This is a genomic window from Cupriavidus sp. HMR-1 (genome assembly GCF_000319775.1).
Classification (GTDB): Bacteria; Pseudomonadota; Gammaproteobacteria; order Burkholderiales; family Burkholderiaceae; genus Cupriavidus; species Cupriavidus metallidurans.
The window spans coordinates 23,725-45,971 of record NZ_ANKP01000121.1; the positions used below are offsets into that span (position 1 = coordinate 23,725).

Annotated in this window: 19 protein-coding genes; 10 read left to right on the top strand and 9 right to left on the bottom strand. The window is 63.4% G+C overall.

Annotated features, from left to right (window positions below; translation table 11 throughout):
* Window positions 1–5: 5 nt before the first annotated feature.
* Genes D769_RS16285 through D769_RS16295 form a run of 3 tightly spaced genes read right to left on the bottom strand, consistent with a single transcriptional unit; the run spans window position 6 to window position 3,450 of the window.
* Window positions 6–866: a MaoC family dehydratase N-terminal domain-containing protein gene (locus tag D769_RS16285; protein WP_008647008.1), complete on the bottom strand. Its 861-nt coding sequence runs from the start codon at window positions 864–866 to the stop codon at window positions 6–8.
* Window positions 867–892: 26 nt separating this feature from the next.
* Window positions 893–2,272, bottom strand: a complete 1,380-nt coding sequence (locus D769_RS16290; RefSeq protein ID WP_008647010.1) for an MmgE/PrpD family protein — start codon at window positions 2,270–2,272, stop codon at window positions 893–895.
* Window positions 2,273–2,280: 8 nt separating this feature from the next.
* Entirely contained in the window at window positions 2,281–3,450 is a 1,170-nt protein-coding gene (locus D769_RS16295) for an acyl-CoA dehydrogenase family protein (RefSeq protein WP_008647012.1), read from the bottom strand.
* Window positions 3,451–3,732: 282 nt separating this feature from the next.
* On the opposite strand from D769_RS16295, the gene D769_RS16300 reads away from it, so the two are divergent.
* A complete protein-coding gene (locus D769_RS16300) occupies window positions 3,733–4,758 on the top strand; it encodes a tripartite tricarboxylate transporter substrate-binding protein (protein ID WP_008647013.1) in 1,026 nt (341 codons plus the stop codon).
* A 69-nt stretch (window positions 4,759–4,827) separates the two neighbouring features.
* Here the strand turns inward: D769_RS16300 and D769_RS16305 are convergent, their stop codons facing one another.
* Window positions 4,828–5,730 (bottom strand): LysR family transcriptional regulator, encoded by a 903-nt coding sequence (locus D769_RS16305; protein WP_008647015.1) that lies wholly within the window; start codon window positions 5,728–5,730, stop codon window positions 4,828–4,830.
* A 136-nt stretch (window positions 5,731–5,866) separates the two neighbouring features.
* Here D769_RS16305 and D769_RS16310 point away from each other — a divergent pair, with 136 nt between their 5' ends.
* From D769_RS16310 to D769_RS16325, 4 genes are all read left to right on the top strand, one after another.
* Entirely contained in the window at window positions 5,867–6,781 is a 915-nt protein-coding gene (locus D769_RS16310; RefSeq protein ID WP_008647017.1) for an SDR family NAD(P)-dependent oxidoreductase, read from the top strand.
* A gap of 868 nt (window positions 6,782–7,649) precedes the next feature.
* A complete protein-coding gene (locus D769_RS16315) occupies window positions 7,650–9,572 on the top strand; it encodes a PrkA family serine protein kinase (RefSeq protein WP_008647020.1) in 1,923 nt (640 codons plus the stop codon).
* Between the two features lie 96 nt (window positions 9,573–9,668).
* Complete coding sequence (locus D769_RS16320) at window positions 9,669–10,940, top strand: YeaH/YhbH family protein (RefSeq protein ID WP_008647021.1); 1,272 nt, start codon at window positions 9,669–9,671, stop codon at window positions 10,938–10,940.
* 37 nt (window positions 10,941–10,977) lie between these two features.
* Window positions 10,978–12,516: a SpoVR family protein gene (locus tag D769_RS16325; protein ID WP_008647022.1), complete on the top strand. Its 1,539-nt coding sequence runs from the start codon at window positions 10,978–10,980 to the stop codon at window positions 12,514–12,516.
* Between the two features lie 21 nt (window positions 12,517–12,537).
* Here the strand turns inward: D769_RS16325 and D769_RS16330 are convergent, their stop codons facing one another.
* Window positions 12,538–13,716, bottom strand: coding sequence for a helix-turn-helix transcriptional regulator (locus tag D769_RS16330; RefSeq protein ID WP_008647024.1), 1,179 nt, complete (start codon window positions 13,714–13,716; stop codon window positions 12,538–12,540).
* Between the two features lie 375 nt (window positions 13,717–14,091).
* Window positions 14,092–16,353, bottom strand: coding sequence for a mechanosensitive ion channel family protein (locus tag D769_RS16335; RefSeq protein WP_008647026.1), 2,262 nt, complete (start codon window positions 16,351–16,353; stop codon window positions 14,092–14,094).
* Window positions 16,354–16,690: 337 nt separating this feature from the next.
* Here D769_RS16335 and D769_RS16340 point away from each other — a divergent pair, with 337 nt between their 5' ends.
* The 3 genes from D769_RS16340 to D769_RS16350 all read left to right on the top strand — a co-directional run bounded on the left by D769_RS16340 (window position 16,691) and on the right by D769_RS16350 (window position 18,234).
* Window positions 16,691–17,011: a hypothetical protein gene (locus D769_RS16340; protein ID WP_008647028.1), complete on the top strand. Its 321-nt coding sequence runs from the start codon at window positions 16,691–16,693 to the stop codon at window positions 17,009–17,011.
* Between the two features lie 275 nt (window positions 17,012–17,286).
* Complete coding sequence (locus tag D769_RS16345; RefSeq protein WP_008647029.1) at window positions 17,287–17,568, top strand: hypothetical protein; 282 nt, start codon at window positions 17,287–17,289, stop codon at window positions 17,566–17,568.
* 39 nt (window positions 17,569–17,607) lie between these two features.
* A complete protein-coding gene (locus tag D769_RS16350; protein ID WP_008647030.1) occupies window positions 17,608–18,234 on the top strand; it encodes a LysE family translocator in 627 nt (208 codons plus the stop codon).
* Between the two features lie 27 nt (window positions 18,235–18,261).
* Here D769_RS16350 and D769_RS16355 read toward each other — a convergent pair whose 3' ends face one another.
* The 3 genes from D769_RS16355 to D769_RS16365 all read right to left on the bottom strand — a co-directional run bounded on the left by D769_RS16355 (window position 18,262) and on the right by D769_RS16365 (window position 20,902).
* Window positions 18,262–18,936 carry a histidine phosphatase family protein gene (locus tag D769_RS16355; protein WP_008647031.1) on the bottom strand — a complete coding sequence of 225 codons (675 nt, stop codon included), beginning with the start codon at window positions 18,934–18,936 and terminating at the stop codon, window positions 18,262–18,264.
* Window positions 18,937–19,112: 176 nt separating this feature from the next.
* On the bottom strand, window positions 19,113–20,111 hold the full coding sequence (locus D769_RS16360; protein ID WP_008647032.1) for a tripartite tricarboxylate transporter substrate binding protein: 999 nt from the start codon (window positions 20,109–20,111) through the stop codon (window positions 19,113–19,115).
* A 113-nt stretch (window positions 20,112–20,224) separates the two neighbouring features.
* Window positions 20,225–20,902, bottom strand: a complete 678-nt coding sequence (locus tag D769_RS16365; RefSeq protein ID WP_008647033.1) for a TetR/AcrR family transcriptional regulator — start codon at window positions 20,900–20,902, stop codon at window positions 20,225–20,227.
* Between the two features lie 164 nt (window positions 20,903–21,066).
* Here D769_RS16365 and D769_RS16370 point away from each other — a divergent pair, with 164 nt between their 5' ends.
* Together D769_RS16370 and D769_RS16375 are read left to right on the top strand one after the other, a co-directional pair.
* Window positions 21,067–21,873: a helix-turn-helix domain-containing protein gene (locus tag D769_RS16370; RefSeq protein ID WP_008647034.1), complete on the top strand. Its 807-nt coding sequence runs from the start codon at window positions 21,067–21,069 to the stop codon at window positions 21,871–21,873.
* A gap of 82 nt (window positions 21,874–21,955) precedes the next feature.
* A partial coding sequence (locus tag D769_RS16375; protein ID WP_008647036.1) for a CoA-binding protein occupies window positions 21,956–22,247 on the top strand: 292 nt, incomplete at its 3' end.

The window sequence follows — 22,247 nt, forward strand, 5'->3', positions numbered from 1 at the left end:
TTCCTTCAACCTTCCACTTCCGCCCAGCCAGCCATTGCCTGGCCGCCGGCATCGTCGCCGGTCCACAGAATCACCTTCCCGGGTGTCTCCGCATCGTCCATGCCACCGACGGTGACCGTGTCCAGATGGAACAGCGGCGCAAGCCCGCGGAAGCCGAAGCGCTTCACGCGCGCGTCGGGGCGCTCGTGCCGCAGCAGTTCAAGCATCAGCATCGCCTGCATTGGTCCATGCACGATCAGGCCCGGGTAGCCCTCCACGTCGCGCACGTAGTCGAGATCGTAGTGAATGCGGTGGCCGTTGAACGTGAGTGCCGAGTAGCGGAACAGCAGCACCGGATCGGCCTTGAGTGACCGGCCGAACTGCGCGGTGTGCGCCAGTCGCGGACGCGGCGGTTGCGGCTGGCCGCGCTCGGGCATGGCGCGATAGACGATGTCATGACGCTCGTTCAGCGCGGTTTCGCCGTTGACGCTGAACTCGTGATCGACGGTCACGAACCAGAGTTCGCCGGTGCGGCCAGACTTGTGCTGGACATCGGTGATGGTCGATGTCTTCGTCACGGTTTCGCCCACGCGCAGGCCGCGTTTGAACGTCACTTCGCTACCGGCCCACATGCGGCGCGGCAACGGTACCGGCGGGAGGAAGCCGCCAAGCGCGGGATGTCCGTCCACGCCGATTTCGTGCTGCGGCGCGCGCGGCAGGAAATAGAGCCAGTGCCACAGCGGTGGCAGCGGCTGGCTGACGAGCGCGTCACCATCCAGGTCGAAGGTGGCCGCCAGCCCTTGCACCGGTTCCGCGGCGAGCGTTTCGGTGCGGGATTCGGTGCGGCCGATCCACTCGCGCAGTTCTTCGAGGGTAGGGGTGGTCATGTGGATCTCGCAGGCTCTCGTGGTAATCAGCGGGCGGCGGGCAGCCAGTCGTTGACGTTGGCTTCGCGGTCGAGCTGCCAGACGCGCGCAATGATCGCGCGCATCTCGGCTTCGGTCGCGCCGTGGCGGAACGCGCCGAGCTGGATGGCCTTCGCCTCGAGTTCGGGACGCGACAGCGTGTTGTCGGGGTCACCCTTGGGCACGTCGACACGCGCCTGCAGCGTACGGCCGTCAGTGGTGCGCACCGTCACGCGGCCGATCCACTGGCGCGGATAGGCGGTGTTGATTTCCTCGTCGAGTTCCATCGTGACCTTGTCGCGGAACGCCGAGACCTGCGCATCCTTCAGCGAATGCTGCTCGAACTCGCCCAGGCCGGCATGGGCGTGCACGGCGACCAGGCCGAGCACCGTGCCCATCGAGAACTTGGCCTGATGGATCGTTGCCGGGTTGACCACCGGGCCAAGCACGTCGATCGCGCCCTGATGGACGTGCGCCGTGACGGCGGCGATCTGGTCGGCTTGCAGTCCTTCGCGCAGCATCAGCGCCTTCAGCGCGTCCGCGGCCGGATGCGTGTGGCGGCACGAGGCGAAGAACTTGAACGACGTTTCCGCCGTGGCCCAGCGCGTGCCGAGGCCATCAGTCAGCGCCGCCGGATTGGCGTCGCTGGACATCCCCGCTGCCATGCCCTGCGCGCCTTCCAGGATCTGGCGCGCGCCGGTGAAACCCGCGCGTGCCAGCCAGGCGGACTGCAGGCCATCGGCGGCGGCCTTGGCCGTGTGCAGTTGCTTCGAATCCGCGGCGTCGCGCAGGAATTCCCACAGGCCAGCGGCCTGTGTGCCCGCGGAACCCAGTGCCTGGTTGATACCTTCGGCATCGAGTCCGTACAGCTTGGCTACTGCCGCCGCAGCGGCCAGCGTGCCGACGGTGCCGGTGGTGTGGAACACGCGGTAGTGCGAGCGGCCCATGAACTCGCCGATGCGGATGCCTGCTTCGTAGCCGGCGATCGAGGCCAGCAGCACTTCCGCGCCGGTTTTGCCTTCCGCCTGCGCGGCGGCAACTACGGCCGGGAACACCACCGCGGCGGGGTGGAGCACCGAGCCGTTGTGGACGTCATCCTGCTCGACCACGTGTGACGAGGCGCCGTTGATCAGCGCGGCGAAATAGGGCGATGTGCGACGGCGGTCGACGAAGACCTCGGCCTGGCCGGTGGCCGGGCCCATCGCGGCGGCGAACTCCTGGATGCGTCGCACAGCGGGCGCGTCCTTGCCGGCGATGGCCGATGCGATCCAGTCGAGGAACAGATCCTTGGTGCGCTCGATGACGGGCGACGGCACATCGGCGAGCGTGAACCGCGCGAGAAACTCGCAGAGCTGGCGGGTCGGATAGCGGGTATCGATGTCGGACATGGTGGGTATCAGAACGAGCGGGGCAGTTCGAGAACGTGTTCGGCGACGAACGACAGGATCAGGTTGGTCGAGATCGGCGCCACCTGGTACAGGCGCGTTTCACGGAACTTGCGCTCGATGTCGTACTCGGCGGCAAAGCCGAATCCACCGTGCGTCTGCAGGCAGACGTTGGCCGCTTCCCACGAAGCGTCGGCGGCCAGCAGCTTCGCCATGTTGGCTTCCTTGCCGCAGGGCTTGCCTGCATCGAACAACTGGGCGGCCTTGTAACGCATCAGGCTGGCGGCTTCCACATTGACGAATGAACGCGCGATCGGGAACTGCACGCCCTGGTTCTGGCCAATCGGGCGATCGAACACGATCCGCTCGCGGGCGTAGCTGCTGGCGCGTTCGACGAACCAGTAGCCATCGCCGATGCATTCGGCGGCGATCAGGATACGTTCGGCGTTCAGGCCGTCGAGGATGTACTTGAGTCCCTTGCCTTCCTCGCCAATCAGGTTTTCGGCCGGGATTTCGAGGTTGTCGAAGAACAGCTCATTGGTTTCGTGGTTGACCATGTTGCGGATCGGCTGGACCGTCAGGCCGTTGCCAATCGCTTCGCGCAGGTCGACGACGAACACCGACAGACCTTCGGACTTCTTCTTCACCTGGTCCAGCGGCGTGGTGCGCGCCAGCAGCAGCATCAGGTCGGAATGCTGGACGCGCGAGATCCAGACCTTCTGGCCGTTGATCACGTACTTGTCGCCGCGCCGCACGGCCGTGGTCTTGAGCTTGGTGGTATCGGTGCCGGTGGTCGGTTCGGTCACGGCCATCGACTGCATGCGCAACTCGCCCGAGGCGATGCCGGGCAGCCAGCGCTGCTTCTGCGCGTCGGAGCCGTGGCGCAGCAGGCAGCCCATCACGTACATCTGACCGTGGCACGCCCCCGAGTTGCCGCCGTTGCGGTTGATCTCCTCCATGATCACGGAGGCCGCGGTCAGCGGCAGGCCGGAGCCACCGTATGCCTCGGGAATCAGCGCGGACAGCCAGCCGGCGTGGGTCAGCGCCTGGACGAACTCCTCCGGAAATGCGCTGTGTTCCTCGATGCGTTGCCAATAGGCCGAATCGAATTGCTTGCAGAGGTCACGTACGGCCTCGCGGATTTCCGGGTAAATCAGGTCTTGGTCCTGTGCAGCATGCATGGCAATGTCCGTCAGTATCGAGTAGGCGCATTATTCCCGACCGGTCGGAGCAGTGACATTCGCATTTGCGGAAGCGCGGCTTCGGTTCCGGCTTAGGGATGTCCCAGGGGTGTGACGGGGGGCGCGGACTGGCGCGGATGCGGGTTATCCCGCGACTTTTTCATGCCCTCGCCCCCCCTTCGGCAATGCCGAATTGTGCCGCCGGGTCAGTGGATTCACCCTGCGCGCTACTCGAATCCCAGAAACCAGACGCGTATGACACGCGCATTCAGGAGACAGCGTATGACCTCATTCCCGCAGTTGCCAGCGATCGGTACCAGCAAGTGGCGAGGCATGACGTGGGCGGCACTCGCGCTAGCAGCCGTGGCGGTGGCCGTTCCCGGCCAGGGCCGCGCGAACGATGCCTACCCGTCCAAGCCCATCGTGATGGTCGTGCCGTTCGCGGCAGGTGGCCCGACTGATGTCGTGGCGCGCTCGGTGGCGGCGGCGATGTCCAAGACGCTGGGCCAGAGCGTGGTGGTGGAGAACCGTCTGGGTGCCGGCGGCACGGTGTCCGCCGCGTACGTGGCCAAGGCCGCGCCGGACGGCTACACGATCCTGATTCACCATAACGGCATGGCCACCGCGCCGGCGCTCTACTCGAAGCTGCCGTACAAGCCGCTGACCGACTTCAGCTTCGTGGGCCAGGTGGCGGATGTGCCGATGACGCTGCTGGGACGCCACGACCTGCCGCCCAACAACCTGCCCGAGCTGGTGACCTACATCCAGAAGAACCAGAACAAGGTGAACCTGGCCAATGCGGGCCTTGGCGCGGTGTCGCAGCTGTGCGGGATGCTGTTCCAGAAGGCGATCGGCGTGGATGTGCAGACGATTCCATACCAGGGCACCGCGCCGGCGATGACTGCGCTGCTGGGTGGTCAGGTGGATGTGCTGTGCGACCAGACCACGCAGACGCTTACCCATATCAAGGCCGACAAGGTCAAGCTGTACGGCGTGACCACGGCTGAGCGCATTCCCGCGCTGCCGAACGCGCCGACGCTGCGCGAAGGCGGCCTGAAGGGCTTCGAGGTCAAGGTCTGGCACGGGATCTACGCGCCCAAGGGCACGCCGCCTGCCGTGATCAACAAGCTCAACGGCGCGTTGCGCGCGGCGCTGAAGGACCCGGCCGTTGCGGCGCGTATGCAGGATCTGGGCGCGGTGATCGTGCCCGAGGACAAGCAGACGCCGGAAGGGCTGCGCACGTGGCTGGCCTCGGAGATCGACAAGTGGTCGCCGATCATCAAGGCCGCTGGCGTGAAGGCGGACTGAGGCGGACTGAGGCGGGTAGCGCCAATTGTTTTGTCCCCTCGCCCGCACGGCGGGAGAGGGGGAAAACACCTACACCGGCTCCCGGGCCGCATCCACCAGATACTGGATCAGCGTTTCCGCGAACTGGGGCAGTTCCCGTCCCGGCCGGCGCACGAGTTGCAGCTCGCGCCGCGCCCAGTCGTCTTCCAGCCGGATGAAACGCAGTACCTTGCGGCTGGCGTAGCGCCGCGCGCAACTGTTCGGCACGATGGCGATGCCGGCGCCGGCTTCCACCATGCGGCACACCGCGTCGAAGCTGCCCACCTGGATGCGCAGGCTGATCCGTTTGCCCATGCCGCTGGCGATGCGGTCCAGGAATGACTGGATCGCCGACGACTGATTCAGCCCCACAAAGCGGCAACTATCGAGCAGTTCGGCGAACCGCAGTGTCTTGAAGGCTGGCAGCGGATGGTTGACAGGGGCGATCACGATCAACTCGTCGCTGCAAAGCTGCATCGTGTCCAGGTCGGCGGTGGCGACTTCTCCCGCGACGATGCCGAGGTCCGCCGCCCCGTTGCCGATGGCCGAGACGATGTCGGCCGAGAGGTGCTCCTCCAGCTCGATGTCGACGTCCGGGTTCTCCGACAGGAAGCGCGACAGCGCGTGGGCCAGGAACGAGTTGGTGGCCGTGGTGTTGGCCAGCAGGCGCACGCGGCCCTTGACACCCTTGGCATAGGGGCGCAGGTCCGAATGCAGGCATTCGAGTTCCCGGAACACCTCGCGCGCGTGGCGCAGCAGGGCGTCGCCCGCCGGAGTGAGGCGCACGCCTTTCACCTGGCGGATCAGCAACTGGGTCTGAAACGCCTCTTCAAGCTGCTTGATGCGGGCGCTGGCTGCGGGCAGCGAGAGAAAGCTGCGCTCGGCCGCGCGTGTGATGTTCTCTGTTTCTCCCACGTTCAGAAACAGCCGCAAATCGGTCAGGTCGTAGTGCATGGCTTCGGCGGGCACGAAGCCCACTTTTGTGATTCATGAATTCCAAAGTTTCGGCCGCCAATTTATCGTATCCAGCTCTGCAATAAAACGGGCAGGCTTCCCTGTCCGTGCAGACAGCAAGCCAATGGAGGATACGATGAGCGGAATGATGGAAGGCAAGGTAGTGGTGGTAACGGGCGCCGGTGGCGGCATCGGACGAGGCATCGCCCTGGGCATGGCGGCGGCCGGTGCGCGTGTGGTGGTCAATGACCTGGGCGTGTCGATGACCGGCGAAGGCGGCGATGCCGGCCCCGCGCAGCGCGTGGTCGAGGAAATCCGCGCGGCCGGCGGCCAGGCCGTGGCCAATACCGATTCCGTTTCGACCTGGGCTGGCGGCAACGCCATCGTGCAATGCGCGCTCGACACCTTCGGCCGCATCGACGCCGTGGTCAACAACGCCGGCAACCTGCGCGATCGCATGTTCTTCAAGATGAACGAGGAAGAATGGCGCTCGGTGATCGACGTGCACCTGCACGGCACCTTCTTCGTCAGCCGTGCGGCAGCCAACTATTTCAAGGATCAGGAGAGCGGCGCCTACGTCAACATGACGTCGACGTCGGGGCTGATCGGCAACCTGGGGCAGGCCAACTACTCCGCGGCCAAGCTGGGCATCGCCGCGCTGTCCAAATCAATCGCGCTGGACATGGCCCGTTTCAATGTGCGTTCGAACTGCATCGCGCCGTTCGCCTGGAGCCGCATGACCAGCTCGATCCCGGCCGAGACGCCTGCGGAGAAGGAGCGCGTGGCCCGCCTGCAGAAGATGGAAGCCGGCAAGATCGCTCCGGTGGCCGTGTTCCTGGCCAGCGACGCGGCCAAGGACGTGAACGCCCAGATCTTCGCGGTGCGTGCCAACGAAATCATGCTGATGAGCCAGTCGCGCCCGGTGCGCTCGGTCCATACCGGCGAAGGCTGGACGCCGGAGACCGTCGCGGAGATCGCCATGCCCGCGATGCGCGGCAGCTTCTTCAAGCTCGACCGCTCGCCCGACGTCATCAACTGGGACCCGATCTGACCGAGTCCCGAGGCCGGCCCGGATCGAATTCAGGCTGATCCCGGGGCCGGCCAGCCTTCCGCTTTCCGTCGATGCTGCATTGCAGCGCGACGCGTCCATACATGCGTGCCCGATGTGGCACGCATTCTGCTCACTCCTTCATCGTTAATGCCGGCGTCAGGGCGCGCGCACTTGGGAAGTGCGTGACGATTGCTGCTGGTGATAGCGAAAACACTGAACAGGTGCATACGCGCGATGCGCCGATATGTCGCACGTCTCTTGCCGGCGTCGGTTAGCACTCATCATTCGAAAGTGCTAATGCGGAAAACGTTGAACGAAAGACGCAGCGGTATGTCGCAGCGATAGTCGTCAACGCGTTGCGAGGCGGCGATGATCGTGACCCTGCTGGCCGCGTGGACATGGTCTTGCTGTGCGCGCAATCATTGCTCGCGATGTGTCTGACGCGCGCGATGGGCGCGTTGCACGAAGGCGTGCGAAGGCATTGTTGTGTCGATGCCGAACGCGTTGCGCGAAGGTATTGGTCGTAACGATATTGGGTGGGCGAGTTACACACCGCGTCGTGCACATAGTGCGGGAAAGGTGTAAGGTGTGTCACAAGCATGGTCAATGGCCCGTCGCTGCGGAATAGGACGACGAGGTGTCCGGTAATAGTGAGCATGACGATGACGTACAACGCCATCACCGGACAGACGATATCTATCGTCAACTCACGGTCCACGTTCGCCGTTATTTGACTATGATGAAGTAAAGATTTCGCAACATGGCAGCTCCGCCATGCCGGGGTGGTGGAAGGCAAGATTGCCGCGAAGTCTTTCGGGGGGAGCAGCACTGCCTTCGCCTCGGAGTGTTTCTCAGACGGGAGTGAGGTATGGACATTTTTGGCCACTACGCCACACGCTTCGAGGCACGCAAGGAAGAGGAATACAGCATCCAGGAATACCTGGAGATCTGCAAGAAGGATCCTACTGCCTACGCGACCGCTGCCGAGCGAATGCTCTCCGCAATCGGACAGCCCGAGCTGGTGGACACCCACCACGATCCGCGTCTGTCCCGGCTTTTCTTCAACAAGGTCATACGGGTCTACCCGGCGTTCCGCGACTTCTATGGCATGGAGGACACGATCGAACAGATCGTCTCGTTCTTCAAGCACGCAGCGCAGGGCCTGGAAGAACGCAAGCAGATCCTGTATCTGCTCGGGCCACCCGGAGGCGGCAAGTCGTCGCTCGCCGAGAAACTCAAGGCGCTGATGGAAGAGATCCCCATCTACGCGCTGAAGGGCTCACCGATCCATGAATCGCCGCTCGGGCTGTTTTCAGCTGATGAGGACGGCAAGATCATGGAGGAAGACTATGGCATTCCGGTCCGCTACCTGAATACCATTCCGTCGCCGTGGGCAGTCAAACGACTGAACGAATTCAATGGCGACATCACCAAGTTCCGCGTGGTGAAGCTGCGCCCGTCGGTGCTGGCGCAGATCGCGATTTCCAAGACCGAGCCGGGCGATGAAAACAACCAGGACATCTCGTCGCTGGTGGGCAAGGTCGATATCCGCAAGCTCGAAGATTTTCCGCAGGATGACCCGGATGCCTATTCGTATTCCGGTGGCCTTTGCCTGGCCAACCGCGGTCTGCTCGAGTTCGTGGAAATGTTCAAGGCGCCGATCAAGGTGCTGCACCCGTTGCTGACCGCCACGCAGGAAGGCAACTACAAGGGTACCGAGGGCTTCGGCGCGATTCCGTTCGATGGCGTCATCCTCGCGCACTCGAACGAAGCGGAATGGACCACCTTCAAGGCCGACAAGAACAACGAGGCCTTCCTGGACCGGATCTATATCGTCAAGGTGCCGTACTGCCTGCGTGTCTCCGACGAGGTAAAGATCTACGACAAGCTGCTGCGCAGCAGTTCGCTCTCGGCCGCGCCGTGCTCGCCGAACACGCTGAAGATGATGGCGCAGTTCGCGGTGCTCACGCGGATCAAGGAGCCGGAGAACTCGAACATCTTCTCGAAGATGCGCGTCTACGACGGCGAGAGCCTGAAGGACGTGGATCCGAAGGCCAAGTCGTACCAGGAGTATCGCGACTATGCCGGCATCGACGAAGGCATGAACGGGTTATCCACGCGTTTCGCGTTCAAGGTGCTTTCCAAGGTGTTCAACTTCGACAACACCGAAGTGGCTGCCAATCCGGTGCATCTGCTCTATGTGCTCGAACAGCAGATCGAGCGCGAGCAGTTCCCGCCGGAGCAGGAAGCCAAGCTGATGTCGTATATCAAGGAGTATCTGACCACGCCGTACGTGGAGTTCATCGGCAAGGAGATCCAGACCGCTTACCTGGAGTCGTATTCCGAGTACGGGCAGAACATCTTCGATCGCTACGTGGTGTTCGCCGATCTGTGGATACAGGACCAGGAGTATCGCGACCCCAATACCGGTGAGATCCTGGATCGCAACGCGCTGAACGACGAACTCGAGAAGGTGGAAAAACCGGCGGGTATCTCGAACCCGAAGGACTTCCGTAACGAGATCGTCAACTTCGTGCTGCGGGCGCGTGCCAACAATGGTGGCAAGAACCCGGTCTGGACCAGCTATGAAAAGCTGCGGATGGTGATCGAAAAGCGCATGTTCTCCACTACCGAGGATCTGCTGCCGGTGATCTCGTTCAATGCCAAATCGTCGCGGGAAGATCAGGACAAGCACGAAAACTTCATCAACCGCATGGTCGAGAAAGGATACACACCCAAGCAGGTTCGACTTTTGGTGGAGTGGTATCTGCGCGTCAGGAAGTCGTCGTAGTCCACCGGACGCGGTCCCCGGAGCCGCCGAGACACCTGGGCGGCTCCCGATCCTGACGCTCTGGTTTGGCGTCTCAACAAGACGGGCGAGCGGCTTATGGCTACGGTCATCGATCGGCGGGAGAACGGCGGCAACAAGAGCGCCGTCAATCAGCAACGCTTCATCAAACGCTACCGCGAGCAGATCAGGCAAGCGGTGGCGAAGGCGGTGTCCGGTCGGAAGATCATGGACATCGAACAGAGCGGGCAGGTGTCCATTCCGGTCAAGGACATCTCCGAGCCGATTTTTCATCACGGCCAGGGTGGCCGGCGCGAGTGGATTCACCCGGGCAACAAGAAGTTCGTCAGGGGCGACAGCTTCGACCGCCAGCAACAGGGTGGCGGTGGTGGTGGGTCTCGCGCCAGCGATAGTGGCGAGGGCGAGGACGACTTCGTCTTCACGCTGTCGCGCGAGGATTTCCTGAACTTCTTCTTCGAGGACATGGCGCTGCCAGACCTGGCCAAGCGTCACCTCGCCAAGATCGCCGAAGTGCGCAAGGTGCGCGCCGGCTTCTCGATCGACGGCACACCATCGAATCTTTCGATCCTGCGCACGATGCGCAGCTCGCTCGGGCGGCGCATTGCCTTGTCGAGCCCCTATCTCAAGCGCCTGCGCGAACTCGAGCTCGAATACAACGACGAAGTCGAGAAGGATCCGTACTCCGAGAAGGCCGAGGCGCTGATGGAGAAGATGCGCCATCTGCGCGCCCAGGTGGATCGGGTGCCGTTCATCGAAAAGCTGGATCTGCGCTACAACAACCGCGTGCTCAAGAAGCGTCCGCAGGCGCAGGCGGTGATGTTCTGTCTGATGGACGTGTCGGGGTCGATGGATGAAAGCCGCAAGGATCTGGCCAAGCGCTTCTTCATGCTGCTCTACCTGTTCCTGAAGCGGAACTACGAGCGCATCGACGTGGAGTTCATCCGCCATCACACGGTGGCCAAGGAAGTCGACGAGGAGGACTTCTTCCATTCGCGTGAGTCCGGTGGTACCGTGGTCTCGAGCGCGCTCAAGCTGATGGTCGAGGTGATTCACGACCGCTATCCGCCGAGCCAATGGAACATCTACTGCGCCCAGGCGTCCGATGGTGACAACTGGGCCGGCGATTCGGAGCTTTGCGGGCGCCTGTTGCGCGAGTCGATCCTGCCGCTTGTGCAGTATTACGCCTACGTGGAGGTGGCTTCGGAAGAACCGCAGAATCTCTGGGAGGAGTACCTCACGGTGAAGGGCGAGTTCGAGCACTTCGCGATGCAGCGGATCATCGGTGCCGACGAGATCTATCCCGTGTTGCACGACCTCTTTCAGAAGCGGGCCGCGTGGCCCGGCAGGTAGCTGACCGGTAACGTCGCCGGGAATACTGGGGAAGCCTATGGCCTATCTATCGACGGGCTCGGAGTGGACTTTCGAGCTCATCCAGCGCTACGACCGCGAGATCGCCCGCATTGCCGGAGATTTCGGCCTCGACACTTACCCGAACCAGATCGAGATCATCACCGCCGAGCAGATGCTGGATGCCTATGCATCGTCAGGTCTGCCGGTCGGCTACAACCATTGGTCGTACGGCAAGCACTTCCTGGCCTCGGAACGCGGATACCAGCGCGGGTACATGGGGCTGGCCTACGAAATCGTGATCAACTCCAATCCATGCATCGCGTACCTGATGGAGGAGAACACGATGCCGATGCAGGCGCTGACCATCGCGCACGCCTGCTATGGCCACAATTCGTTTTTCAAGGGCAACTACCTGTTCCGCACCTGGACCAACGCGGACGCCATCATCGACTACCTGCTGTTCGCCAAGAACTACGTGGCGGAATGCGAGCAGCGTTATGGCGAGCAGGAAGTGGAGTTGCTGCTGGATTCCTGCCACGCGCTGCAGAACTACGGCGTGGACCGCTACAAGCGGCCCAAGAAGCTGTCGATCACCGAGGAGCAGGCCCGTCAGGCCGAACGCGAGAGCTACCTGCAGATGCAGGTCAACGACTTGTGGCGCACACTGCCCAAGCATCGGCCGCACGCGCTGCGGCAGGAAGAAGAGGCACTTGAGCTGGAGGTGACCTTCCCGCCGGAGCCGCAGGAGAACCTGCTTTACTTCATCGAGAAGAACGCGCCAAAGCTGCAGCCGTGGCAGCGTGAAATCGTGCGCATCGTGCGCAAGATCGCGCAGTATTTCTATCCTCAGCGCCAGACCAAGGTCATGAACGAAGGCTGGGCCACGTTCTGGCACTACACCATCATCCATCAGCTCTATGAGGAAAAGCTCGTTAATGACGCGTTCATGCTCGAGCTGTTGCAGGCGCATACCAACGTCATCTATCAGCCGCCGTACCACAGCCAGTATTACAGTGGCCTGAACCCGTACACCCTGGGTTTCCTGATGTTCCAGGACATTCGCCGCATGTGCGAAAACCCGACCGAGGAAGACCGACGCTGGGCGCCCGAGATAGCGGGCAGCGACTGGCGCCAGACGCTCGACTTCGCCATGCGCAACTTCAAGGACGAGAGCTTCCTGCTGCAGTTCCTGTCGCCGCGCGTGATCCGCGAACTCAAGCTGTTCTCGGTGCTCGACGACGACCGCGAAGGGAAGTTGCGCGTGACGGCCATCCACGACGACGAAGGCTATCGCGAGATTCGCCATCTGCTGGCCAATCAGTACGACCTGTCGAACATGGAGCCGAACATCCAGGTGACGAATGTGGATGTTGGTGGAGACCGCTCTCTCACGCTGCGTCACCTGCAGAACGACCGCAGGCCGCTGGCGCAGAATTTCGACGAGGTGGTGCGGCACGTGACGCGGCTATGGGGCTTCACGGTGAGGCTCGAAGTGGCCTACGAGGATGGGCGGCGTGAACTCAAGTACGAGTGCAAGCCTGAACGCCGCCATCAACCTCAGCGTCGCGCTGCCTGAGAGATGAATGCGCCCGGAGGCTTAGCGCCTCCGGCGCGTATCGCGCGGCCGGGCCGTCGAGGACACCCCCGCGCGTTCCAGATCGACACCCGGCAGCAGGTGCAGCAATCGCACCAGTTCCGACTGGCGATGCGTGCCGGTCTTGCGCAGCGTATCCCGGATATGCACCCGCACGGTGTGCGGCGAAAGGAACTCGCGCTCGGCGATCTCCGTGAGCGTTTCACCCGCAGCCAGGCGAATGGCGATGATGCTTTCCTTGCGCGACAGACCGAACAACGAGGTCAGCACGCCCGCGTCGAGCACGGATCGGGACTCAGAGTTGCCCAGCAGCATCATCGCCATCGGCAGTTGCCACGGGCCTTCCACCGGCTGGCGCGATACCAGCGGCATGACGATGATGGGCACCGGTTGCCCGCCCGAGGTGATGTGCATCCACGAGCCAGCGGCTGTGCCATTGCGCCCGCCATGCACTGCGGACTCAAGCAGCCCCGCCAGTACTGATTGCATCGATTCTGCGCGGGCGCGCAGCACGCCGTTGTCGAGGGCGAGATTGGTATCGGCCTGGACCAGTGCTTCGGCCCAGCTATTGGCGTAGCGCACCCGCATGTCGGCTTGCAGAACCATGACGCCGAAGTCGAGCGTATCGAGGCTGGCCAGGCCCAGCGATGCCAGGCCACTCAGTTCGAAATTGCGATGCTGCATGCGGGCCGCCCGCGCCCAATGGGGCATGACCTGGGCCACGCGTTGCTGGCAATGCGCGAGTGCGTCGCACGATGCGGGGGTGGCGCTCATCAGCACGCACACGTCGCTGGTGTCGAACAGTCGGATGCCTTGTGCGAGGCCGCTGCAGTCATAGATGGAGGTGGCTGCCGCTGCTTCTGGCTCGGCCAGCATGGCAGTGGCGCCATCGACGGACATCGTGGCGCATGCCCGTGCCGCGCCTGCGGGTGTCAGGTGCGCGGGCAGGGCACGCATATTGTCAGGCATGCTGCCTGCGCTCGTGAAGCAGCCGTGCGGGGTCACGCCGAGGCGCGCGCGCGCCGCGAGCTTGTCCCATATCAGGTAGCTTGGGCTGCCGGTGCCGGTGTAGCGGGAAAAGAGATCCAAGGCGGCAGGCATGGCCGCGACGTCCATGGCGGACTCATAGATGCAATCGACCAGACGATGGAATACGTCGTCGGTAGACGGGTGTTCGCCCATATTGATTTTCCCCCCGGTGGCAAACGCCTGTTTCCTCAAGTCCGCTGCGTCGAGGCGCGGTCCTTTTATGTCTTTGTATGCAACTTCCAGCGATGACCCCGATGCATATCGCTGTACTGCCGTTTCACCATGATCGTGCAAAACCGCGAGGCTGGAACATCCCGCCTTGGGAGGGGAGAGTCCCGCGCCGCGCCTGCGTTTCAGGGTTTCTGCACAAGGTGCGCGAACCTTCACGCAGGCATCATGGAAGCTCGCGAGATAGTAATGCCGTGACCCCCGTATTTCAAAATTTTCCGGTCAAATGTATTGGAGCGCCATTGCACAAATGAGACACCCCTATGCGGGCGCGCCCCTATGTTCACATTGGCAGCGCCGTCAGGCCGGCTTGCCAGCTTTTCGGGTGACGAGATCGGCGCCTGCGCCAGCCGCGGCGGCTGTCGCGATCTCTTCCTCAGTGCCGCCGCCATCCACCTGCACCGTCACGAACGGTACGGCCAGTCGAATGCCGTTGGCGTCGAAGTTGCGCTTGAGCCGGACGTTGAAGGCCCGCGTGATTTCGTACTGGGTGAGCGGCCGTGTCTTGAACTGGGCCAGAACGACCTGACCGGTGGGGTCGAAGCGGTCGAGCCCCAGGATGTCCAGACCGGACAGCAAATTGCGGCTGTAGCGATGGTCGCGCGCCACCTCGGCGCCGGTTTCGCGCACGAGTTCCAATGCCCGCTCGAAGTCGCTCTGATAGGCAATCGAGATGTTGAAGACGGCGAAGGCATAGCCGCGCGACAGGTTCTTGACGGCCTTGATCTGGCTGTATGGCAGCGTGTGCACGGCGCCCTTGCCGTCGCGCAGTCGCACGGTCCGGATCGTCATGGCCTCGACTACGCCGACATGGTCCGGCAACTCGATCGAATCGCCGATGGCGATCGTATCCTCGACGACGATGAACAAACCGGTGATCAAATCCTGCACCAGCGTTTGCGCACCGAAGCCGATGGCCAGCCCGACCACCCCTGCGCCGGCGAGCAACGGCGTGACGTTGACGCCAAGGTTGGCCAGCACCGCGATCATCGCTACCACGAGCACGCTCACGAATGACGCATTACGCACGAGGGGCAGGATGGTCTTGGCGCGCAGGCTGGGCTGCGCGGCGCGGCCGTGCGTGGGGGAAAGCGTCTGGGTGATGGCCGTGTCGATCAGCAGCCAGGCCAGCCATGCCAGCAGCACCACGCCGACCACCCCGAGCAGCGACTCGGTGATGTGACGGCCGGCGGCGGTCGATTGGGCAATTCGTATCAGCGAGGTCTGCCAGATACGCGCGTTGAGTTCCAGGAATGTGATCCAGATCACCACGCGGATCAGCGCCGCGCCAAAGCGGCCAAAGCGCTGGACGTACGCGGAGCGCCGCCGATCGCGCAGGCGCGGAGCGCGCACAGTTGCCTTGGGTGATCGGCCCACCACGAGCGTCAACAGCGTGGCGGTCACGAACAATGCCACCGTGATGACCGCGCGCCGCAGGAATTCGTCGGCATGGCCGGTGGCCATGATCGTGCCGATGACCGATGCCGCGACCACGGCGAGCACGGGCAGATACCACGCATCACCCGCCAGGCGCAGCAGATCCATCATCGCGGGGTATTCCTGCCGAACCGCAAACGGTCGAAATGAGATCAACTGGCCGATGGCGCGGCGAAACCGCACGGCAAACACGCCAATCAGGATCGCGGCGAGGATATTGGACAGCGTGCTGATCAACGCCGCCAGGTTGAGGCCAAGCGCGGCGATCACACGCGGATCGCTGTTGACCTCTCCCAGTGCGGCCAGTGAGCCGGTGATGAACAGCAGGATCGGTGAATGGGTAATCAGGTCACGCACGGCGTGCGCGCGATGCGCGGACTGGAACAGCGTGAAGATGACCTGGCAGACCGCCGACATCACGGCGCCGGCCACGATCGCGTAGGCCACCAGAACGGCGCCCACACTGGCGGGCGTGCGACCGAACACCTGATAGGCGAGCAGCACCGTCAGGCCGAATGCGACGATCCACGGTCCGATGCCGCGCACGAAGTACAGGCTGACATCGATCCAGGAAGGTACCCGCGGGAGTTGATGGTCTCTGGGCCGCCGCAACCGGTTCTGGCGCAGTCGCCGTGCCAGTTCCCGCAGCAGCCACCCGGTCATGGCCCACCCGGCAAACACGGTGCCGAATTCGGTCCAGGAGACGATGGCCTTGCGGGTGTTCTTGATCGTCAGGGCATCGTGCAGTTCTTCTCGGGCGAACTCCATTCGCCACTTCCAGTAATGCACTGCACCGCTATTTTTGTGTGGCGCGTTGTCCATTTCCTGAATGGCCTGCGCAACGGCGCCGATCAGACCGGGGGAGGGTGCGCTGGCGCCAGCGGCCGACGCTCCCGCCGCCGCCTCTGCCGCCGATGCATCGAGGCCAGTACGCACTGCCTGCAATTGCTTCACCAAAGCCTGTCGTTCGCCCTCGTTCTGCAAGGTATTGATGACCTGATCGAGCGATTGCGCCAGAGGCGCGCTGGCGGGGGGTGCCGAAGCGGGTTGGGCGTTGGCCTTCTGCGCCACTGCGGCGAGCGACAGTCCGGCGCTTTGCGCGGCACCGGCCAGGAACATCGCCATCAGGATGCCGGCAAGCCAAGTGAAAACTGGAACGCGTAGTCGTGAGCGCTGCATGGACGGTTGGGGCGTGGCAGGGGGGATTGCCGCGATAGGAGCACCTGTATGCGCGTCACTGTAGCGCATCGGCACGCGAAGCACGCGTGCGAGTGGGGTGTCGGGCGCATCGCGTGGTGTCCGCTTTTTATTCAAAATATTTGATCAATTCGTCCGGAATCTGACTGCATCAGCCTTGGCATCGAATTCTATAGTTCAGCACATGGACGGCGCGACAAACAAAAAATCGAACGTTCAGCAGGATTCAAAACAGCTAAACAAATTCACATATTTGGAGAGAATCATGACCCGGACCATCGCCCTCAAGCTCGCTTCCACCCTCGTGCTTTCGCTTGCAGCCCTTGGCGCAGCCCAGGCAGGCACGGTACCCGCCGACAAGTATGGCTATGAGTTCCGCACCGGAGAGACTGCGGGGACCCGGGTGCCCGCCGACAAGTATGGCTACGAATTCCGCACGCACGACACATACACCGATGGCGCCCGCGCTGGGAAGTTCGACGCATTCACCGATGGCGCCCGCAAGGTGGCAGGGCTGGACAAGGCCGGTGTGTCGGCGGAGCCGGCCCGGTCATTCGACCCGTACCTGGACGGCGCTCGCGCATGACCGGTGTCACGCGTTCCGAACGAGGCGTTACGTAACCCGTAACGCCTTTTTCATTGGGGCAGCGGCCAGACGGGGATCACGGGAGGGGCATCGACCGCCCGACTGAAGTAGGGTGGCGAAACCCGGAACGTCCATTTGGCGCGGGATTCAGACGGGGCGATTGAAACGCGGGTTCGCATCTACCTGATCGGGCTGGAGATTGGCACGTGGTTTGCAGAAAGGAGAATGCAGACGCGCTTCAAACACAGCGTCCCGATGTCAAACAGGAGATCGCCATGTTCCAGAATACCTTTGCTCAAGCCGATGCCGTGATCGTGCACGATGCCGCCATTGCCGCGGCCATCGACGCCGCCATGCTGCGCCGCCGCGACGAGTACGTGGGCCAGCCGATGGCATGGAAGGTCTTCTGCGAAGCGTCGCATGTCGCCACGCTCTGCGAGCCGCTTCGCATGGCGTTTATCAATCGCGTGGCCAATGAGCGTGGCGCCGACATCGCGCTGCGCCTGAAGACCAAGGCCGAGGCGATCCGCGCGGCGGCAATTGCAGAGCTGGTCTGAACATCGTTACCATGGCCGCTCCATCTTCCGGAGCCGTTCATGCCACCCCTCGATACGCTGTTGCCGTTTCTCGGCATCGCCGTCCTGCTCAGTCTTGCGCCGGGACCTGACAATATCTTCGTGTTGTTGCTGTCAGCGATGCATGGCACGCGCGCCGGCCTGACCGTGGTGTTGGGGCTTTGCACGGGACTGCTGGTTCACACGGCGGTGGTGGCGGTGGGCCTGGCCGCGTTGCTGGCGGCATCGGCGGTGGCGTTCACCGTGTTGAAGATCGCCGGCGCGCTGTATCTCGTCTATCTGGCGTGGCAGGCGTTCCGCGCTCCCGTGGGCGAACTTTCTTCTTCCCAGATGCAGGTGAAGACCGGCAAGCACATGTACCTGCGTGGGGTGATCATGAACCTGACCAACCCCAAGGTCGTGATCTTCTTCCTGGCATTCCTGCCGCAGTTCGTCAGCCCGGATCGGGGCCCGGTGGCCCCTCAGATCATGGTGCTTGGCTTCGTGTTCATCCTTGCCACGCTGCTGGTCTTCGGCTCGATCGCCTGGTTCTCGGGCGCGTTCGGCCGCGTGCTGATGCGCTCCGCGCGGATGCAACGCGCGGTGAACTGGTTCGCCGGGAGCGTGTTCCTGGCGCTCGCCGGCAGGCTGGCGCTGTCTCAGCGGTAAGGGATCGGCCCCGTCCGGGGCAGGTGCTCACGCGAAGGTGATCGCGGGGCGCCGCTCCGGCAGTTCCAGGTGCGGCACGTTGTTGAAGCTCAGCAGGCGCTGCGTGCCGCGTCCGACGATCAACTCGCAGAAGCCGGTGTTGCGGAACTGCAGGTTAAGTTCGATGGCGGTCTGCGTCGGCGCGCCGAGCAGGTCGGCCACCGCACGGCCAATGGCGCCGCCCGAACTGACCACCAGCAATGCGTCCTCCCGCGAGGCGCCTTCGGTCGCATGGGCGAGAGCGGCCTGCATTCGCTGTCCAAACTCGGCCCAGGTTTCCGGCATGCCGGTCAACTGATCCTGCGTCCAGGCCGCGAATGCGGCGCGGAACGTGCGCCAGTAATCCTGGTAGTCCCCATTCTGATGGGCGCGATGATCCGCGCCCTTGGTGAAGCTGCGGTACAGCGATTCGCCGTCGTACTCATTCAGGCCTGGGTGCGATGCCACAGGCAAGTCGCTGACGCCCATGCCGGCCAGGATCTCGCTGGCCGTGTCCTGCTGGCGCACGAGTGTGCCAGCCACCACGCGGCGAAACTGCACACCGCGGTCGCGAAAATATTCGCCCAGCCAGCGTGACTGCTGGCGGCCCGTATCGGACAGGCAGTCGTAGTTGGCGGCCCCGAACGAGGCTTGTCCGTGGCGGACCAGAAATAGCGTTGCCATGAAGTGCGGGCGGCGACGCGCCCGAAAGAGTCTGCGTTGCAGCGATTCTAGATGGGGCCGGCTGGCGAGCCTAGCAAGCCTCGCCGAAATTCATGTCGGCCATCTTTTTGCTGCATTTCGCCAGATTTCGCTGCGCTGCCGGCACAATGCCGGCAGTCAGGTCTGGTCAGATCAGGTCAGTCGAGCGTCACACCGGTATCCGCCGTCAGTTTGAGCACCACTGGCAGATAGGCCTTGTACGCGCGCTCGGCTTCGGCCGGTGAATTGCCGATCGGTTCCGCGCCCAATTCGTCGATCTTCGCGCTCAGTTCTGGTGACTTCACCAGCGCGCTGACCTCGCGGCCCAGCCGTTCGATGATCGCATCCGGCGTCTTTGCCGGCGCCAGCAGCGTAGTCGGGCCAACGATCTTGTAGGCGGCATCGCTGTAGCCGGCCTCCGTGAACGTCGGCACATCCGGCAATGCCTTCGCGCGGGTGGTGCCCGCCACGGCCAGCGGTCGGAGCTTGCCGACCGCAATGTACTGGCGCAGCGTGGTCACGGATCCGATCGTCAGGTTGACCTGTCCGGCGAGCAGGTCGGTCACCATCGGCCCTTCGCCGCGATAGGGAACGTGCAGGATATCGACCCCGTAGGTCTTGTCCATGTACGCCTGGATCGTGTGCGGTTGCGTGCCCGGCCCCCAGGAGCCCATACGCAGCTTGCCCGGTTCCTTCTTCGCGTAGGCAATCAGCTCGGCCACGGTCTTCACCGGCACGGCCGAATTGACGGTCAGCACCGTGCGGGCCATGGCCACATCGGAGATGGGCCGCAGTTCGGTGCGCGGGTCGTACGGGAGCTTCTTGTACAGCGCGATATTGGCCGTGATCGGACCCGGAATCGTCATCAGCAGGGTGTAGCCGTCAGCCGGCGACTTGGCGACAAAGTCCGTGCCGATGATGCCGCCCGCGCCACCCCGGTTTTCGACCACCACCGGCTGCCCGAGGCGCTTGCCAAGGCCTTCGGCCAGTTGCCGGGCCACTGTGTCAGTCAATCCGCCGGCCGGATACGGCACGATCATCCGGATAGGCTTGGACGGATAGTCCCCTTGCGCGAACGTAGCCAGCGGCAGCAGTGCCACAGCGGCGCACGCGGCGCGCATGACCCATCGTCGTCGTGGCGGAATGGTTTGCTTCATGGTGTGTCTCCTCGTTTTGATGCCCGGTCCCTGTCGGGACATACCGCTATGGTTGCGGCTGATGCGGGCGGTGGATTGGGTGAAGCGAGGGAAAAATCCTGGGGGCCGGCTTGTCAGTTTTCCAGCCCGAGATAGCAGGCGACCATGCGCGTCATCTCGCCGGACAGGCGCTCGTCGTCGAGCCGGAGCGGGCCCGGATTGTTGAGCACGGCATTGACGAGCATGCCGAACACCATCTGCATGGCGAAACGCACGCGGACTTCGTTGGCTTCGGCCGGACCCGGCAGCCGGGGGGTAAGCAGCGCCACCAGTCGCTCGACGATTTCCTCGCCGTTCTTCTGGTGCGGCAGCCATTCCTCCGGGCGCGTGGACGAATGCTTGAGCGATGCGCGAATCACGCCGCGATTGTTGTGGCAGCCATTGACCAGGAAGCGCATGGTCTTCTCGACGATCTGCCGCGCCGGTACTTCGCCCCAGCGATGCTCGGCCATGTAGCGGGCCACCGAGGCGTCTGACTCTTCCATCACCAGCGTGCGCAGCGCGTCGAAGAACGCCATCTTGTCGCGAAAGCGCCCGTAGAACGCCCCGACGGAAACCTGGCAGGCCGCCGCGATCTGCGCGACCGATACCGCTGCGAAGTCACGTTCCGCCAGCAGCTTGCGGCCGGCGGCAAGCAAGGCCTGCTCGGTCTCGCGCGCGCGGCGCTGTCGCGGCGGTTGCAGGATCGACGTCGTGTCTACCCTCGGGAAGGGGGAAGAGGCGGGCGATGCACTTGCGATGGGGCTTTGCATGGCAGATTTCCGTATTCGAATTCATATTCGGTTTTGAACCTTATGTGCCGCTAACACGCACCGTCAAGATAGGGATTACGATTTCCAATATTTGGAAATTCATTCCGCTCTTTGACATACAACGAGGTCGCCGACCACACTGGAAAACAGGAGACAAGATGCAAATGAACACGCCAGTCGAACAATTCATTGCAGAGCGCCGGCGCGAAGACCCTTCGTTCGGCGGGCTGCTGGCCAAGGGTTTCGCGCTGCTTCGCTGCTTTATCGACGACCCTCGCCCATTGGGCAACGGAGAGCTGGCGCAGCGGCTGCAGTTGCCGCGGGCCACGGTATCGCGCATCTGCCGCACGTTGTTCGAACTCGGCTACCTCGACTGGGAGCCGAAGCTGGACAAGTACTTCGTCAGCGCCCAGGTGCTGGCGCTGGGCTATCCCTACATGGCTGGCCTGCAGGTCCGCCACCTGGCGCGACCGCTGATGCAGGCGCTGGCCAATCAGGTCGAAGGCGCGGTGTCGATGGGCGTGGCCTACCAGCTCGACGTGACTTACCTGGAATCGTGCACGCACATGGAAGGCACGCCGGCGCGGCCGGCGATTGGCGCGGTGCGGTCGGTGCTGACGACCGCAATGGGGCGCGCGTACCTGTGCACGCTGTCGAAGACTGAATTCGAGAAACTGATGACCACGGCGCGTGCAGAGCGGCCCGAGGAGTACGCCGCCTGTTACGACACCTTGTGCCACTGCATCGCCCACTATCCGAAGCGCGGATTCACGCTCAACGAAGGGGATGCGGGAGCGGATGTACATGGCGTGGGGGTGTATTCGCGCGTGGTGTACATGAATCGGCCGCTGCTGTTCAACTGCGCCATCCCAGGGATGCGCGTCAAGCGGGGCTCGATGGAGAAGCGCGTGGCGCCGTTGCTGCGCGAGATGGTGCGATCAATAGAAAACATGGCTGGCGTGGGACGCTAGGCCGCCGGTAGGTGGGACCGGACCTTCCCGCCAGGCTGAACGCGTCGCGGCACGTATCGCGCGCGTCATCAACGGAGACAACATGCAGGATCTGCAACCCTTGCTGCGCCCGCGTTCGATCGCGGTGATCGGCGCGTCGACGCAACCAGAGAAAGTCGGCGGCATGCCGATTCGCCTGTTGGGCGAACTCGGCTACGCCGGCCGCGTGTTCCCGGTGAACCCCGGGGCCGACACCGTGCAGGGCCTGCGCGCGTTTCCGACCGTCGAAGCCATTGGCGAGCCCGTGGACCTGGCGATCGTCGCCGTCCCGGCGCCGGCCGCGCCCGACGTGATTAGGCTGGTGATAGACGCATGTATCGAAGAAGACGTTATTG

What these genes read in the sequence shown, in the direction of transcription:
- D769_RS16285 (WP_008647008.1), bottom strand. Translation starts at nt 866, where the DNA reads ATGACCACCCCTACCCTCGAAGAACTGCGCGAGTGGATCGGCCGCACC.
- D769_RS16290 (WP_008647010.1), bottom strand. Translation starts at nt 2,272, where the DNA reads ATGTCCGACATCGATACCCGCTATCCGACCCGCCAGCTCTGCGAGTTT.
- D769_RS16295 (WP_008647012.1), bottom strand. Translation starts at nt 3,450, where the DNA reads ATGCATGCTGCACAGGACCAAGACCTGATTTACCCGGAAATCCGCGAG.
- D769_RS16300 (WP_008647013.1), top strand. Translation starts at nt 3,733, where the DNA reads ATGACCTCATTCCCGCAGTTGCCAGCGATCGGTACCAGCAAGTGGCGA.
- D769_RS16305 (WP_008647015.1), bottom strand. Translation starts at nt 5,730, where the DNA reads ATGCACTACGACCTGACCGATTTGCGGCTGTTTCTGAACGTGGGAGAA.
- D769_RS16310 (WP_008647017.1), top strand. Translation starts at nt 5,867, where the DNA reads ATGAGCGGAATGATGGAAGGCAAGGTAGTGGTGGTAACGGGCGCCGGT.
- D769_RS16315 (WP_008647020.1), top strand. Translation starts at nt 7,650, where the DNA reads ATGGACATTTTTGGCCACTACGCCACACGCTTCGAGGCACGCAAGGAA.
- D769_RS16320 (WP_008647021.1), top strand. Translation starts at nt 9,669, where the DNA reads ATGGCTACGGTCATCGATCGGCGGGAGAACGGCGGCAACAAGAGCGCC.
- D769_RS16325 (WP_008647022.1), top strand. Translation starts at nt 10,978, where the DNA reads ATGGCCTATCTATCGACGGGCTCGGAGTGGACTTTCGAGCTCATCCAG.
- D769_RS16330 (WP_008647024.1), bottom strand. Translation starts at nt 13,716, where the DNA reads ATGGGCGAACACCCGTCTACCGACGACGTATTCCATCGTCTGGTCGAT.
- D769_RS16335 (WP_008647026.1), bottom strand. Translation starts at nt 16,353, where the DNA reads ATGGCGATGTTCCTGGCCGGTGCCGCGCAAAGCGCCGGACTGTCGCTC.
- D769_RS16340 (WP_008647028.1), top strand. Translation starts at nt 16,691, where the DNA reads ATGACCCGGACCATCGCCCTCAAGCTCGCTTCCACCCTCGTGCTTTCG.
- D769_RS16345 (WP_008647029.1), top strand. Translation starts at nt 17,287, where the DNA reads ATGTTCCAGAATACCTTTGCTCAAGCCGATGCCGTGATCGTGCACGAT.
- D769_RS16350 (WP_008647030.1), top strand. Translation starts at nt 17,608, where the DNA reads ATGCCACCCCTCGATACGCTGTTGCCGTTTCTCGGCATCGCCGTCCTG.
- D769_RS16355 (WP_008647031.1), bottom strand. Translation starts at nt 18,936, where the DNA reads ATGGCAACGCTATTTCTGGTCCGCCACGGACAAGCCTCGTTCGGGGCC.
- D769_RS16360 (WP_008647032.1), bottom strand. Translation starts at nt 20,111, where the DNA reads ATGAAGCAAACCATTCCGCCACGACGACGATGGGTCATGCGCGCCGCG.
- D769_RS16365 (WP_008647033.1), bottom strand. Translation starts at nt 20,902, where the DNA reads ATGCAAAGCCCCATCGCAAGTGCATCGCCCGCCTCTTCCCCCTTCCCG.
- D769_RS16370 (WP_008647034.1), top strand. Translation starts at nt 21,067, where the DNA reads ATGAACACGCCAGTCGAACAATTCATTGCAGAGCGCCGGCGCGAAGAC.